Raw genomic sequence first — 13,648 nt, 5'->3', positions numbered from 1 at the left:
TGATATGACTAAAACGACATCTAAAAACAAAACCATGAAAGCAATTGCCGTTAACAACGTGTGCAATGACTTTAAGTTAGTTGAGGTATCTCTTGATATTCCTGAGGTTAACGAAGGGTATCACTTGGTTAAGATCGAATGTGTTGGTTTAAATCAAATTGATGGCAAACTAGCACAGTGTGGAATAGACGCTTGGAACTACCCGCACGTTTTGGGCTTAGATGCCGTTGGCATAGTTGTAGAAAACTCATTAGGCTCAGCACCAGCCATTGGTACGAGAGTGGCTTGGCATCATAACCTTAAAGAACAAGGTGTTCTTTCGGAATATGTATGTGTTCCAAGTCACGCGCTGATAGAGGTACCCAAGTCCGTTACACCTGAGGTAGCAGCAACGGTTCCCTGCGCCGGCATGACAGCCTACCTGACCTTGGAACGATTAAACCTACATGAAGATCAAACTATCCTAATAAAGGGTGGCGCAAGTACCGTTGGTCAATTTGCCATTCAGCTTGCAAATAATATTGGCTATCGAGTAATCACCACGGCTAAAAGCGAGAACAGTGCTTGGTTAAGGCAGTTAGGCGCAGAGCACGTCATTGATTACAACGAGACTGATATCAAAAAATCGATACTTGAGATCACCTGTGAACGTGGGGTCGATGCAATTGTCGATACCATTGGTGGCAAGTCTACTGCTAGCGACTTAGACTCACTGCGTTTTGCTGGTTCCATCGCCTGTTTAGCACCTTTTGATGCAATAGATAATGCGAGAATGTTTACCAAAGCACCGACGATTATCGCCATATCTCTTAACGGAGCTTGGTTGGCTGATGATATGTGCGGCCAATTAAAAATGGCGTTCATTGGACAAAAACTCTTTAACTGTGTTGCTAGCGGAAAGTTAAAAACTCCAACGGTAGTACCCGTTAAGTTTGATCCCAGTGAAATAGAAAACGGTCTTAAGCAGCAGATGGCTGGTTTGATTAAAGGCAAGCAGGTCGTAAGTTTAAAATAATTAAACCTTGATGTTTAATAAATAAAAAAGGGCCATGTGAAAACATCGCCCTTTTTATTATCTATAAAGCTTGAACATCGATTTAATACATTACTCTATACCTAAGCTTTAGGTATTTTATAGTTTGTTTTGTTTGCGTCTCAACGCGCCTAATAGTAGCAACGCAAACATACTGATTGTTGCTGGCTCTGAAACATTATTCATTCTCAAGTCCCAACCAATAACGTCAAAAGCAATAGCATCAAATGCTGTGATATCGCCAAACTCACCCAGTGCAAACGTTGGATCCATTATGCCGATACCTAAGTTATCCTTAAAGTGACTCGCTTGACGTGTATCACCACCATATACACCGGTTGAGAATGGAGCTAAATTAGTTACACCACCATCAAGTGAGAAATAAGAATCTGAGCCCGGCACTAAATCTCTAGTACCCACTCCATAAAGAATACTTTCTTCAGAAAAACGGAATAGGTCCAATGCGCTAGCCATAGCATAACCATCCAAATCAATATTTGGATCAATCAAACCAGAGTTATATACAATATCATAAATATCAACACCACTTACAAAACCCAAAGCGTGTCCAATCTCATGAATAGCAACACCAACGAAGTCCATTTGGTTTGCGTTGATGCCGTCTGTTCGATCAAAGTCAAAGTCGAAGTTGCTACTAAAAGTAACTTCACCGTCTAGAGCTTGCCAACCATTTAAACCCACACCTAACCCCAGTGCTTTAGCATTTGCTTGATTTAATTCTATTGCCAAGTTATCACCAGAACCATCATTATCTAGCTCAGGGCTTACTGGAGAAGATGGGTTTTCTTGATCTAAAAAGCTAAAGTTGCAAAGGCCATTACCTTGGTCTTCACACGGTAAGCTACTTACCGCGGCATTATCGAACACGGATGAAATATCTTGCAACATTGCATTTGCAACATCTTGATAATAATAAACATCTGATGAAGAGCCTGTTGAACCAATAATTCCTGCGTCTAAAGCGTCAAAGCCTATACCTAAGTTAACGGTCACATTATCGCTAAATAATTCAGACCAAAAGCTTGCCGCTTCTTGAAAGCCTTGCAAAGCTTGTTGCCCTTGTGCACTAGCAAATTCAGTAGGGTCGTAACTCAATTGAATGTCTGTTGCCATCGCATTCGACATAGACAATATTGCGATACTTGTTAACGATACTCTTTTTGTAATTTTTTTTATCATAAGTCATACCTATTTATTTTTATTTTGAGACCACTGTACTTTTAAGCAAAAATCATGCAACTATAAAAATATAAACAAAATCAAAATGGTACAGGCTACATTTATCACCAACATTTAAAAACATCTATGAGTTGTAAAAAAAACTGACAAAAAAAACCGCAATAATTGCGGCTTTTAATAGATTCAATAGTTAAGAAAAACGCTAGATATCAAGTTCTGTTAGTTTCAGCTTCTATTTTATCTTTGTTATGTTGCGCTCTTTTGACGACCACTCTACGTGATACATCTTACCGCTAGCCTTATCAACTCTTGCAAATGTATGTGCACCAAAATAATCTCTTTGGCCCTGCAGTAAATTTGCTGGTAAAACGGCACTTCTATAAGAGTCGTAATACGCTAATGCAGATGAAAACGCGCCAATAGGTATTCCCATCATCGATGAGTTCGCAACCGTGCGACGCCAGTTACCTTGATATTTAGCGATTTGATCCGCAAAAAATGGGTCAATTAATAAATTAGAAAGCTCTTCGTCTTTTTCGTAAGCTTCTGTTATTGACTGCAAGAACACTGCTCTGATAATACAACCTGCTCGCCATATCTTGGCGATTCCAGCGAAATCTAAATTCCAACCGTGCTCTTTAGCGGCCATACTCATTAGCTGAAAGCCCTGCGCATAGGCACAGATTTTAGAGCAATAAAGTGCATCATGTAATTGACTAATCACTTCATCTTTAGATAAACCAAGCTCTGAAATATCAGGACCTTTCAAAATTTTCGATGCCGCAACCCTATCATCTTTTAATGTCGATAGTGCACGAGCATAGACTGCAGAGGTGATAGTTGGTGATGGCGCGCCAACTTGTAGACTGCTCACTGCTGTCCAAAGGCCTGTGCCTTTTTGACCCGCTTTATCAAGAATAATATCTACAAGAGGCTGGTTTGTTTCGGTATCTACTTGCTCTAAAACTTCAGCGCTAATTTCAATAAGGTAACTATTTAATTCGCCTTCATTCCAGTCTCTAAATACCTTAGCAATTTCAACTGGTGTCATAGATAAACCAGTTCGCATGATGTTGTACGCTTCACAAATTAACTGCATGTCGGCATACTCAATACCATTGTGAACCATTTTTACATAATGCCCAGAACCTGCTTCGCCAATGTACGTGGCACAAGGTTCACCCTCTAACACAGGATTGCCAGGCTCATGACGTTCAATTGGCTTACCTGTTTCAGGATCTACCTTAGCAGCAATAGCTTTGAACATTGGCGCAATTCGTGTCCAAGCATAACGATCACCACTTGGCATCAAAGAAGCACCAAATCTAGCGCCGACTTCGCCACCAGAGACAGCGGTTGTAAAGAATAGGAACTTACCTTCATAACGCTTTTCACGCTCTACAGTGTCTGTCCAAAGGCTATTACCTGTATCAACAATAATGTCATCAGCCTGAATGCCAGCGTCAATTAGCTTATGACATACGTCATCAACAGGACCACCAGCAGGAACAGAAATTATTACTAAATGAGGAGAGGAAAGTTTTGAGAGAAGTTCGGTGTAAGAAGTACAAGGGAAGATGCGTTGTGGCTGGTCTTTGCGCTCCAGCTCATCTTGTTTAATGGCGGCCTCTACTTTTTCCGTATCTAAGTCAAAAGCGGCAATCTTATAACCATTATCGGCTAGGTTTAAGGCTAAATTTTTGCCCATTACACCTAATCCAATAAACCCAATATCACATAACGATGATTTATCTGTCATATAAACTTCTCTTTAGAGTGAGCGTTATTTTCAAAATTTGCCGGATTATACAGAACTAGCGCTTAACTTTATATAAGCCGGTATAATTAAATGGCAACAAACTGACATTCTTTTGTAATAACTTATTGTTGTAACGGTAAAAGCTTCCATAAACTCAAGGATTGTGGCGCTTGTTCGTGATCTAGATTTCTATCAAATTGACAATCAATCTGGCTGCCAAGTTGTTGGCTAATCAAGTTTGTATCTAATATTCGAACGGCGGATAACGGTTGATTATCTACTATTTTGTACGTTACCGATTGCTCTGACGCATTTAAAATTAAAACCAGTTGATAGCCATTATCGTCATCAGCCACTACTAAACCTAAACATTGATTCTCATTATTTTGCCAATCGTCTATTTGTTTGCTTTCGCCGCTGGGCTTTATCCAATTTACATGGTGGTGAAAATCACTATATTCATAGTCATCATCTTCCAAAAAGCACCTTTGTAGCAGTGGATAAGACTTTCGAATACTAATAACCAATTTAGTAAACTCTAGAAGTTCAGTATTGGACCTATCTAGATTCCAATTGAGCCAGCTAATCTCATTATCTTGACAATAAGCATTGTTGTTTCCTTTTTGTGTTCGCCCTATTTCATCACCCGCTAACAAATGCGGAACACCTTGAGAGAAAAGCACCGTAGAAAGCATATTCCTTATTTGTTTTGCCCTTAACGCTAACACCTCAGATTTTGTTGTTTCGCCCTCTACTCCGTAATTCTTTGAGAAATTACTGCCATGTCCGTCTCGGTTATTTTCGAGGTTCGCCTCATTATGCTTTTGTTCATAACTAACAAGATCGTTTAAAGTATAACCATCATGGTAGGCAACATAGTTGACGCTTGAGGTGTGACTCCTGCGCCCTTTTTTAAAAATATCTCTGGAGCCTAAAATCCGACTGGCGAGTTCGGGTACTAGTCCTAATTCTCCTCGCCAAAAGCGACGAACGGTATCTCTAAATCTGTCATTACACTCAAGCCATTCTGAAGGGAAATTACCCAACTGGTAACCTTCTGGACCTATATCCCAAGGCTCAGCAATAAGCTTGGCTTGGCTAATAATAGGGTCTTGAGACATAGCTCTAAATAATGCAGCTTTGCGATTAAAGCGATCACCATTGCGTCCCAACGTTGCCGCCAAGTCAAACCTAAAACCATCAACTTGCATTTCTGTTAACCAGTATCGCATTGAGTCCATGATGATTTTTATACCAAAATTGCTATCCGCATTTACGGTGTTTCCACAACCAGAGTAATTCGCATAATCAAAGCTGTAGTCATCATCTGTCCGTAAGTAAAACTCTCCTTCCACTAAACCTTTAAAGCTTAGTGATGGCCCTTGCGCTCCTGACTCCGCAGTGTGGTTATAAACCACATCTAATATGACTTCTATGCCATTACGGTGCAGCTCTCTAACCATAGTTTTCACTTCGGTTACCGCATCGTTATTGGCATAACGTTGATCTGGTGCAAAAAAATTGATGGGGTTATAACCCCAATAGTTTGTTAGACCTATTTGCTCTAATCTCGGTTCAGACATAAAGCTAAATATTGGTAAGATTTGAACAGCGGTAATTCCTAAACCTTTTAAATGGTCAATGCTGCCAGGCTCCGCAAGTCCTAGATATTTGCCACGAACCGCTTCAGTTACATTAGGGTTTTGTTCGCTAAAGCCTTTAACGTGAAGCTCGTAAATAACGCTTTCGTGTCTTGCTATATTAGGTTTTGTTACGCCTTGCCAGTCAAACTCTTGTTTGCATAGTTTTGCTTTAGGTAGCATAAATGCGCTTTGTTGTTGGTATTGTGTTTCATTCCAAACCAACGATTTATTAAGAGACTTAGCATAGGGATCAATGAAGAGTCGTTCGTCAACGCAGTGCCCTTTTCTTTTATCTTTCTGAATGGCCTGAAGCGCATAAACATAATTTTCAGAAACATGACTAATGAGGCTGTGAAAGACTTTACCTGTACGGTTTTTCAATTCAATTTTACAAATAAACTCTTCAGTATCTGGTGTAAAAAAGTGAATAAAAACCTTGCTCGCATCCGGTGCATATACGGCTACGTTATAATTTTCATTATTTGAAGTAACACCCAATGGATTTGGAGAGCCTGTACCACATACTTCGGCTTTAATAATGGTCATTTTAATGTCGCAGTTTTATTAATTAGATACAGCGCACTTAATGGCGGTAAGTTTAAAACTAAGCTACAAGGTTGATTCTGCCATGGCTGTTTATCTGCCTTAAAATTAAAGCCAGCGTTGTAATTACTGCCCCAGTAAAACTCACTATCGGTATTTAATAACAGTTCATATTCACCGTCATGCTTTACACCCACTTTATAATCGTCGCGTGGTATAGGCGTAAAATTACAAATAACGATAACTTCGTTACCTTGACTGTCGCGTCTTGCAAACGAAACAATACTTCGTTCTTCATCGTGGCTATCTAACCACTCAAAACCTTGTTCCTGATAGTCTAGTTCATGCAACGCTGGGTACGTTTTATAAAGTCGATTAAGATCTTTTATTAACGTTTGTAAACCTTCATTTTTTCTGTGGTTTAGAGCGCTCCACGTTAATTGTGTATTGTGATTCCATTCTTCATACTGACCAAATTCATTGCCCATAAAGTTTAGCTTTTTACCGGGATGTGCAAACATAAAGCCATTAAAGACTCTTAAATTGGCAGCTTGTTGCCATTCGTCGCCTGGCATTTTTCTGATCATTGAGCCTTTGCCATGTACAACCTCATCGTGAGAAATTGGCAGTACAAAGTGTTCAGTATTGTTGTATACCATTGAAAACGTAATGTCTTTATGGTGGTACCGACGATACATAGGATCTTTGTTGATATAAACTAAACTGTCATGCATCCAGCCCATATTCCATTTATAGTCAAACCCTAACCCGCCCTCGTGTACTGGGTGCGAAACCTTAGCAAACGAAGTGGATTCCTCAGCAATGGTCATGGTATTAGGAAAATGAGTTTTAACTTCCTCATTTACCCATTTTAATAAACTAATAGCCTCATAATTATGATTTCCGCCGTCAACATTAGGGATCCATTCCCCTTCATCACGTGAATAATCGAGGTATAACATCGACGCAACTGCATCTACTCTTAAACCGTCAATGTGGAAATGTTCACACCAGTATAAAGCGCTCGCCACTAAGAACTGACGAACAGAATCTCGGCCATAATCATAAATGCAAGAATTCCAGTCTGGGTGCCAACCTTTTTTAGGATCACTGTAGTCGTATAAATGTGTACCATCAAACTGAGCTAAACCATGTGCGTCCTCAGGGAAATGAGCGGGAACCCAATCAACTATCACACCAATATCAGCCTTGTGGCATTCATTAACAAACGATTTAAAACCATCAGGATCGCCAAAGCGAGAAGTTGCTGCAAACATTCCTGTTGGTTGATAACCCCAGGAACCCGTAAATGGATGTTCAGATATAGGTAGCACTTCAACATGCGTATACCCTAACTCTTTCACATAAGGAATTAAGTCTCGAATCAACTCGTCGTAATTTAATGGTGTTTCAGTGCCCTGATCATCAAGTTTTGTTCGCCAGGAGCCTAAGTGAACTTCATAAATAGACATAGCTGACTGGTAATGATCTGACTTATCTTTTGTAACCCACTCGTTATCTGTCCAATCAAAGTGGTTATTATCATAAACAATACTGGCGAATGACGGATATTGCTCGTGGTAGAAACCAACCGGATCCGCTTTGTGCGGTAGCAATTGACCTTGGCTATCCTTAATTTCATATTTATAACGACTACCAACACTAGCGTCAGGAACCACCAATACAAAGTGACCACAGGCGGTTTTCTCCATTGGTAGGCTGCGTCCATCCCAATTATTAAAATCACCAATCAAACTGCAACTTGAGGCATTCGGCGCATAAACAGCAAACCGAGTTGCTTTAATGCCATTAGTTAACGTTAGTACTTGAGCACCTAATTGTTTGTATACATTTGAGGCTTGTTGATCAACAAAATGAACGGCGTGAAACGCTTCTTCTTTAAATTGGTATGGGTCTAACGCTAGTGACTCAACGTCATTGATAGTTACTTTTAACCGGTATTGAAAAGCTTTTTTTCTTTTTGGCAGGTCACATATGAAAAAACCTAGGTCACTCACCATTTCAAAGGATGCTAATACACGATTTCGCTTTGCTTCTAATAGCTGAACAGCACTTGCTCCTGGAAACCACGCTCTAATAACGTAACCAGGTTGTAGATCTTTTTTAAAAAGCCCCAAATGTTCAAATGGAAATGTCACATTTGCCGAGTTTAAGCGATTTACGATAGAAGCAAAATTAGTAGGTGTAGTAGTCAAGGTTATTGTCCTGCGATTGGATTACATTAAGCTTAGCAACAAAAAACAGCACCTCAAGGTGCTGTTTAATTTGGACTTATTGTCTGGCTTTTGTTAATGCCTGTGTTAACTGGTTAACTTCTGGTTTATTAAAAATATCTTCTAGATCAACGCTCAGTTTACGGCGCCAATTTGGATACTCTTCACTTGTTCCGGGAATATTCACTGGCATATCCATCTGCAACCAGTCTTCTAGCTGTAAACTTAACAACGCAGAAGATCCTTTAGCCATGTGAATTTGCATACCGTAGTTAAGTTCTTGAGTCATGCCAACGTAGTTTGCATCCCTGCCAATATCGCTTGGGATACTATTATGGCCATGTAGACTATCTAAAATCGATTGTTTCGCTTTTACTCTATCTGCATAAAGTGACTTCATTAACTCGTCACCAGTATACAAACCAATTTCCTGCCCTAACTCAAGATCTTTACAATGCCAATACCCAATAAGTGTTGGCATATCATGAGTCGTCAATGTCGCCATAGATTGTTCTACATAATGCTCTGGTGAATAAAAGCCACCGTCTTCGGCTTGCTCAAAGAAAAATACTTTATATGAATGAATACCATTAGCTTGTAATTTACCGCCAATATCATCAGGAACAGTACCTAAGTCTTCGCCTATGATTGAACACTCATTCAAGTGGCTTTCAAGTGCTAAAATAGCTAATAAATCGTCAACTGGATAATAAACGTAGGTGCCCGCTTTTGCTGATTCGCCTTTTGGTACCCACCACAATCTCAATAAAGCCATTACGTGGTCAATACGCAAAGCACCACAAGCATGCATATTAGAGCGGAACAAATCTATAATTGGTTGGTAACCCTGCTCGTATAATTTTACTGGATCCATTGGAGGCAGGCCCCAGTTTTGACCTAAAGGTCCTAGTACGTCGGGTGGAGCACCAACAGAGGCATCGGTGCAGTATAAGTCTTTGTTAGCCCAAATCTCTGTACTGCCTTCACTTACACCTACCGCAAGATCACGGTATGTACCCATGGCCATACCTTTTTTGGCACTAACAGCATTTGCTTGTTCAAGTTGCTTTAACGCAACAAACTGAATGTAAGCATAAAAATCGACTAATTTTGCGTGTTGTTTAGCAAACGCTTTTACAGCACTTGAGCCATAATCTTTGTATTCGTCTGGCCACACTGGCCATCCCCAGTTGTCGCCGATATAACGACCTTCTGATCTAAAATTATCTTGAATTGCATCAAAGGTAGCTAGTTGAGCTAAACTTTCGCCGCCTTCATTCTTAAATGCTTCAAATGCCTTTGCTTCACTGGTATTAGACTCGATATGATGTTTTAAGAAGTAATCATAAAGAGGCTTTAATGCACGAACTTTTAAGTCCATCACTGAGTCGTAATCAACCTGTTCTGACGCTCTTGCTTTTGCAAGTTGTTCAACAAACTTCGAATCCTGAACGATGGCTTGCGTTGCCTTATCTTCAGTAAAGCCAATTACCTTTTGAACATCAATGTAAATTACGTTCAACCAGCGACGCGACGAAGGACTATACGGACTACATGCATTGCCGTTATTTGGATATAACGCATGGATTGGGTTTAAGCCAACAAAGTCAGCACCGCGCTCTGCAACTTTCTCTATTAAATATGCTAAATCAGAGAAATCGCCTATGCCCCAGTTGTTCTTGCTTTTCACACAGTAAAGCTGAACGCTTGGGCCCCAAAGTTTTTTACCTTGTTCAATTTCAGGTTGTTTAAAGCACTTTTGAGGAGCAACAATTAAGCGCCCGCTTCCTAAAGGCTCATCATTACCACCTTCCAATAATGCAAGTTCGTAGTAACCCATTGGTAATTCGAAGTTAATTTCAATCGCGTACTGCTGAATTTCAAACTCTTCAAGTTCAACCGTTGCCACTAGTTGGTGATCAACGGGTGTAATACTTATTTGCTTAACTTGTTTATTTTTCTGGTAAATGTTTAGCGTTAGTTCATCGTTAACAAAGTCAATTGGTAACTTTAAAAAGAAAGTAGACGGAGTGTTTGTTCTAACAACCGTTGCTGGCTCTAGTACTGTTAACCATTGCTGCTTTGATTCTTCTTCAATTTGGTTCAGCATTTTAGCTTCGTCTTCAACTGAATATCCCATAGCCGCAAGGATCTTTGCTTTTGACGACGGCTCTATTGTCGCTTGATTTCCCCAAGCATCAATATACTTGGATTCGATACCACGGGCTTCTGCCAGTTGTTCGATTAGAGATTGGTTCATGATAATTCCTTGCTTGGAAAAAAGGGCTATGATTCGATAAGTAATCAGAATTACGGGCGCTTACTATAATGTCGTTTAACTCTCTTTGACTACTACATACGTTTGCAAACGCGCATTTTAATGCCAGAAGCCTATAAATACTAGCTCTGGGAGCTTTACATTTGGCACGTTTTTATGTAATTTTATTACACTTCTGAAATTACAATTCATTCCAATCAGGTAAAATTATGACAATTCGTGTAGCAATTAATGGTTTTGGTCGCATCGGCCGTAATATTCTTAGAGCTTTGTATGAATCAGAAAAAGCATATGATTTGAAAATTGTTGCCATTAATGATTTGGGTGATGCCAGTATTAATGCCCACCTTTTAAAATACGATACGGCACACGGCCGTTTTGGTGCAAAAGTCGAAAATACCGATACAAGCATTACCGTTAATGGTGATGAGATAGCAGTAACGAGTATTCGTAACCCAGCTGAACTACCTTGGAAAGCAATTAATGTAGATGTTGTGTTTGAGTGCACTGGTTTATTTGCATCTAAAGAACAAGCAAATGCGCACGTTGACGCTGGCGCTAAAAAAGTAATTATTTCAGCGCCTGGTAAAAATGTAGATGCAACCGTTGTATATGGTGTGAATGAAGATGTATTAACATCTGATATGACGGTTATTTCAAACGCGTCTTGCACAACTAACTGTTTAGCACCTATGGCTAAAGTATTAAACGATACTGTTGGTATAGAATCCGGTTTAATGAATACCATTCATGCCTATACAAATGACCAACGTTTAAGCGACGTTTACCACACGGACTTACGCAGAGCTCGTGCTGCAGCAATGTCTATGATCCCAACTAAAACGGGTGCAGCCGCTGCTGTTGGCTTGGTAGTGCCTGAATTAGCTGGTAAGGTAGATGGTCTAGCGGTGCGTGTTCCAACTATCAACGTATCGTTAGTTGACCTTACTTTTATAGCTAAACGTGACACAAGTGTCGAAGAGATAAATAAAGCTATCAAAGATGCTGTAGCAAAAGGCGGCCCATTAGCAGAAGTATTAAGCGTTAATGAGGAACCTTTAGTATCTATCGACTTTAACCATATCCCTTATTCTTCTAATTTTGATGCTACTGAAACTCGCGTAACCGGCCGCCTTATTAAAGTGATGAGTTGGTATGATAATGAGTGGGGTTTTTCAAACAGAATGTTAGATACCGCCGTTCACTTCATGAGTGCCAAATAAACTTATAAAATAATTTTTGTTTACTATAATTAAAGAGCGATGATTTCATCGCTTTTTTTATGTTTGTCATTTTCAAATTGTTAGGACGATAAACCCACTTAAATTTACATTATGGAATTTCATGAGAACGACGTATGTATCCACCCAACTTGTTGATAATCAAAAACTCTACAAGATCAGCCACCCTCTTTTTAAGGCTACGCTAAGTGAGTTTGGCGGGCAGTTATTATCCTATCAAGATCAGACTGGTAATGACTGGCTGTGGCTGTCTAAACAAGCTGTACTAGATGGCAGCAAACCTATCAGAGGTGGTATTCCAATTTGCTGGCCTTGGTTTGGTCCAGCTTTATCACAAGAACAACCGCAACATGGTTATGCACGCTTAGTAAAATGGAACATAGTTTCCATTGAAGAGGACGACTCTGGTGTCCGGATCACTATGCAGCCCAACTTTAACATTGAGAGTTTAAGCTCATTAAAAGACGAACAGTTTCCAAATAGCATAAAAGGTTTATCGCTATTTTTAGAGCTTGATCTAGGTAAATCTTTAAAAATTCATTTACATACCGAAAACACTTCAGATTCTACCGTTACTTTTACTCAGGCAATACACAGTTATTTTAAGGTAGAAGATATAAGACAAAGCACGATTACTGGCTTGTCTAACCGTCAATACTTGGACCAGCTGAATGCTCAAACTTTGGTGCAAGATAACGAACTAAAAATCACACAATGGACAGATAAAATATACAACAGTCATAATGATTTGATTACGGTTATGAATAACAAAACATCTAAAAACAACTTAAAAATAGTCGGCTCTGGACATGACTCTGTTGTCATTTGGAATCCATGGAAAGAGGGAGCAAAAAAGATGAGCGACTTTGATGACGATGGATTCATCGAAATGGTCTGCGTCGAAATGGCGAATACAAAAGAAGTTAAGTTAAAACCCCGAGAATCTCACACCCTGACTCAGGTCATCGATCGAAACTAAAACTTAAAGATGTACAAAAAAGGTATAAGTAGAAGGCAAATGTTACCTTCTACTTAATGCTATAGTGATTACTGCCCTAGTACTGCAGTTTTCGCTAAGCGAGTAATTTCGTCCCAATTCTGCTCTTTAACAACTGAATCTGGGCATAACCAAGAACCACCGCAACAAAGAACATTGTCTAAAGCTAAATAGTCTTGATAGTTTGAAGGATTGATTCCACCAGTAGGACAGAACTTAACACCTGGGAAAGGCCCACCAATAGATTTTAACGATTGAACACCACCTGATGCTTCTGCAGGGAAAAACTTAAAGTGGCTATAACCTTTATCTAATCCCACCATTAGTTCCGATATTGACGATACTCCTGGTATCAATGCAATTGAACCATTGTTGCCAGCATCAAGTAAGTCAGGTGTTAAACCAGGGCTTATCGCAAATTTAGCACCTGCTTCAGTTACTTGCTTTAATTGTTCAGCATTAGTCACTGTGCCAGCACCTATAATGGCCTCCGGGCAATGTGTGGCTATTTCCCTAATAACATCCATTGCAACAGGCGTTCTCAAGGTAACTTCTAACACCTTAATTCCGCCAGCAACTAAAGCGTTGGCAATAGGAACCGCATCTTCTACTCGGTCAATTACTAAAACCGGCACTACTGGCCCAGCGGCAAATACGTCAGCCGAATCTATTAACCAATTACGTTGTGTCATTATAAATCCTTAAAATAAATCTTAGTAA

The 13,648-nt window shown here is 39.7% G+C and carries 9 protein-coding genes; 3 read left to right on the top strand and 6 right to left on the bottom strand.

All coding sequences use genetic code 11. The annotated features are described in order from the left end of the window. Nucleotides 1-4: 4 nt before the first annotated feature. Entirely contained in the window at nt 5-1,015 is a 1,011-nt protein-coding gene (locus ABD009_RS00285; RefSeq protein ID WP_343821879.1) for a zinc-binding dehydrogenase, read from the top strand. A gap of 117 nt (nt 1,016-1,132) precedes the next feature. Here ABD009_RS00285 and ABD009_RS00280 read toward each other — a convergent pair whose 3' ends face one another. From ABD009_RS00280 to malQ, 5 genes are all read right to left on the bottom strand, one after another. Then, nucleotides 1,133-2,233, bottom strand: a complete 1,101-nt coding sequence (locus ABD009_RS00280; RefSeq protein ID WP_343821877.1) for an NF038122 family metalloprotease — start codon at nt 2,231-2,233, stop codon at nt 1,133-1,135. Nucleotides 2,234-2,465: 232 nt separating this feature from the next. Continuing rightward, a complete protein-coding gene (gene gndA / locus ABD009_RS00275; RefSeq protein WP_343821874.1) occupies nt 2,466-3,992 on the bottom strand; it encodes an NADP-dependent phosphogluconate dehydrogenase in 1,527 nt (508 codons plus the stop codon). Nucleotides 3,993-4,114: 122 nt separating this feature from the next. Continuing rightward, complete coding sequence (glgX, locus tag ABD009_RS00270; RefSeq protein WP_343821872.1) at nt 4,115-6,181, bottom strand: glycogen debranching protein GlgX; 2,067 nt, start codon at nt 6,179-6,181, stop codon at nt 4,115-4,117. Beyond that, complete coding sequence (gene glgB / locus ABD009_RS00265) at nt 6,178-8,394, bottom strand: 1,4-alpha-glucan branching protein GlgB (RefSeq protein ID WP_343821870.1); 2,217 nt, start codon at nt 8,392-8,394, stop codon at nt 6,178-6,180. The genes glgX and glgB overlap by 4 nt, the downstream gene beginning before the upstream one ends. A gap of 76 nt (nt 8,395-8,470) precedes the next feature. Continuing rightward, entirely contained in the window at nt 8,471-10,672 is a 2,202-nt protein-coding gene (malQ, locus tag ABD009_RS00260) for a 4-alpha-glucanotransferase (RefSeq protein ID WP_343821867.1), read from the bottom strand. 227 nt (nt 10,673-10,899) lie between these two features. Here malQ and gap point away from each other — a divergent pair, with 227 nt between their 5' ends. Beyond that, on the top strand, nt 10,900-11,913 hold the full coding sequence (gap, locus tag ABD009_RS00255) for a type I glyceraldehyde-3-phosphate dehydrogenase (protein WP_343821864.1): 1,014 nt from the start codon (nt 10,900-10,902) through the stop codon (nt 11,911-11,913). 121 nt (nt 11,914-12,034) lie between these two features. After that, nucleotides 12,035-12,910, top strand: a complete 876-nt coding sequence (locus tag ABD009_RS00250) for a D-hexose-6-phosphate mutarotase (protein ID WP_343821862.1) — start codon at nt 12,035-12,037, stop codon at nt 12,908-12,910. 68 nt (nt 12,911-12,978) lie between these two features. Here ABD009_RS00250 and ABD009_RS00245 read toward each other — a convergent pair whose 3' ends face one another. Further along, nucleotides 12,979-13,620 (bottom strand): bifunctional 4-hydroxy-2-oxoglutarate aldolase/2-dehydro-3-deoxy-phosphogluconate aldolase, encoded by a 642-nt coding sequence (locus tag ABD009_RS00245; protein ID WP_343821860.1) that lies wholly within the window; start codon nt 13,618-13,620, stop codon nt 12,979-12,981. Between the last annotated feature and the right edge of the window lie 28 nt (nt 13,621-13,648).

This window comes from Psychrosphaera haliotis, from assembly GCF_039523615.1.
Taxonomy (GTDB): Bacteria; Pseudomonadota; Gammaproteobacteria; order Enterobacterales; family Alteromonadaceae; genus Psychrosphaera; species Psychrosphaera haliotis.
The sequence above is the reverse complement of the archived record's forward strand: the minus strand, read 5'-3'. Positions and strand labels throughout refer to the sequence as shown.

Coding starts and splice junctions, on each gene's coding strand:
- gap (WP_343821864.1), top strand. CDS start 10,900: ATGACAATTCGTGTAGCAATTAATGGTTTTGGTCGCATCGGCCGTAAT.
- malQ (WP_343821867.1), bottom strand. CDS start 10,672: ATGAACCAATCTCTAATCGAACAACTGGCAGAAGCCCGTGGTATCGAA.
- glgX (WP_343821872.1), bottom strand. CDS start 6,181: ATGACCATTATTAAAGCCGAAGTATGTGGTACAGGCTCTCCAAATCCA.
- gndA (WP_343821874.1), bottom strand. CDS start 3,992: ATGACAGATAAATCATCGTTATGTGATATTGGGTTTATTGGATTAGGT.
- ABD009_RS00285 (WP_343821879.1), top strand. CDS start 5: ATGACTAAAACGACATCTAAAAACAAAACCATGAAAGCAATTGCCGTT.
- ABD009_RS00250 (WP_343821862.1), top strand. CDS start 12,035: ATGAGAACGACGTATGTATCCACCCAACTTGTTGATAATCAAAAACTC.
- ABD009_RS00245 (WP_343821860.1), bottom strand. CDS start 13,620: ATGACACAACGTAATTGGTTAATAGATTCGGCTGACGTATTTGCCGCT.
- ABD009_RS00280 (WP_343821877.1), bottom strand. CDS start 2,233: ATGATAAAAAAAATTACAAAAAGAGTATCGTTAACAAGTATCGCAATA.